A 1,834-nucleotide genomic window follows, 5' to 3' on the forward strand; every position below is an offset into this window, starting at 1 on the left:
GGCGGATACCCGGAGAGATAGGGGAAGGAAGCGCGTTTGATAAATTCTACATCGGAATTGGAACTGATTTGGATACGAAAACTATTTTTACCAAATTGAATCGCAGCCGCGTGTTATACCTCCCAGCAAGCGGACATCGGCCCTAAGCGCAGCGAAGGTCCGGTTTCCGCCCATATTCCCCCATGCAGGGCGTCGAGGAGAAGCACGTAGCCAATACTTTCGCTGCGTTGTTGCCGTTCAATCGGCGGCACCGCTAAAAGGGCAGAGGAGCGGAAGTTATTCTTAGTTCGACATCTGGCTTCACACTATGGCGTTTGAGTGCGCTTTAACAGGTGCTGCACGGCCTTAGGTAAAGGGAGTTCAGCAAGGATTGATGGTGAACATAGCACGATAACGGCAACGGCAGCGCCAAACGCCCAATCAACCTCCAACAGCTTAACGTCGCGAGGTAAACTAAGCTCTTCAACGATGATCTTAATTACTACATATGCCGTGCTACAGATGTACGCGTCGTCACGAAGCTGAATAAATTTTTGCCTCGCTTTAGAGTATCTCTCTCTACGATTTCTCTTCACCTCATTCTCACGCAAGTTTTTCCAGAAATCCAGTTCTGGCTCGGGTGATGGAATAGGGACGACTGTGGGGACCGGTTCGGGTACTGGTGCGAGGGTTACGCCTATATGGCGGGCCAGCTCTTCTGCGGGCAGTAAATCAAACTGAAATTTGTCTATCATTGCACATCGCGTTGAGGCCGGCACGGGACGTTCGCCCTTTTCGTAGCGGTAGTAGTCTCGTGTCGATATGCCGAGCTCCGTACTGAGATGCTTTTTGGTCCACCCTCTCTCCAGTCGAAAGTTCAGCAGCTCGGTCGCTCCAACGTGCTTGATCGTCGAATCGTATGGGCTGTCTCCCTCTGCCATTTCCATTGCCTCCGCTGCTGGTTTTTCCAGCCTACTCAGAAACCTTAGTTCGGGAACCGAAATTTATATTGGAAATACAACGGCCGGACTTTTCGGTCCGATCGGACCAAAGAGTCCGCTTATCTTTTTCCTTTTAAGTCAATTGATTGCGCGGTTGACCCAGAAAGATAGAGTTTCTTAGCTTGAAAGGGGGCTTGCCCACATTCCATTCATGCAGAACCTGGAGGTGGCTCAATGCGCACCCCGACGAAGGAAGAATTAGACGCCCATGAACTGCTGAAAGCACAGCTGCGTATCCGGGGAACATCCCTTGCGCAGCTGGCTCGTGAGATTGGTGTGAATGATTCAGCGCTGACTTTGGTTGGAAAACGTATGTGCCGTTCGGCGCGCATCGAGAAAGCGCTTGCCGAAGCCGTGGGACGAGACGTCGAGGACCTGTTTCCTTGTCAAAAAAGGAGGGCCGATGATGATCTGTAACACTAAGCCGTAAATGAAGAAGGGCCGTCGGAGTTGCAGCTCCGAAGGCCCTCTATGGAGATGTATCAAGTAGCACCAGATACATCTCTTTCATGACCCATTTTCTGGATCCGGTCAAGCGCGCAGAGCTTTCTGCGCGGCGGGTCTTTGTGTCTCAATGAAAGAGGACCCCAACCTCGCTCCGATCGTGTCCCACGGGGTGGTGTAGCTCAGGTGGCCATCGGGTTTCTTAGTAAGGTCGGGTTGCTAGACTCAATCTGATCCAAGGATGACACCCGATGACCAAACCTATGATGGACCTTCGCGCGCTTGTCGAACAGAGCGGCGATGCAGATTTACTGCGTGAGATGATTGGCTTTGCCGCCGAGCGACTAATGGAGCTCGAGGTTGGCGCCAAGACCGGCGCGGACTATGGCGAGAAGAGTGCCGAACGACTG

At 52.3% G+C, this 1,834-nt stretch carries 2 protein-coding genes and 1 pseudogene; 2 read left to right on the plus strand and 1 reads right to left on the minus strand.

Features of this window, described 5'->3' with window-relative positions; genetic code table 11:
• Positions 1-305: 305 nt before the first annotated feature.
• Positions 306-926 carry a helix-turn-helix domain-containing protein gene (locus tag VSX56_RS20505; protein ID WP_350939370.1) on the minus strand — a complete coding sequence of 207 codons (621 nt, stop codon included), beginning with the start codon at positions 924-926 and terminating at the stop codon, positions 306-308.
• Between the two features lie 228 nt (positions 927-1,154).
• On the opposite strand from VSX56_RS20505, the gene VSX56_RS20510 reads away from it, so the two are divergent.
• Together VSX56_RS20510 and VSX56_RS20515 are read left to right on the plus strand one after the other, a co-directional pair.
• A complete protein-coding gene (locus VSX56_RS20510; protein ID WP_350939371.1) occupies positions 1,155-1,397 on the plus strand; it encodes a helix-turn-helix domain-containing protein in 243 nt (80 codons plus the stop codon).
• A 278-nt stretch (positions 1,398-1,675) separates the two neighbouring features.
• Positions 1,676-1,834, plus strand: a pseudogene (locus VSX56_RS20515) (IS256 family transposase); the annotation flags it as partial.

The organism is Thioclava kandeliae, from assembly GCF_040297545.1.
In the GTDB taxonomy this organism is placed as follows: Bacteria; Pseudomonadota; Alphaproteobacteria; order Rhodobacterales; family Rhodobacteraceae; genus Thioclava; species Thioclava kandeliae.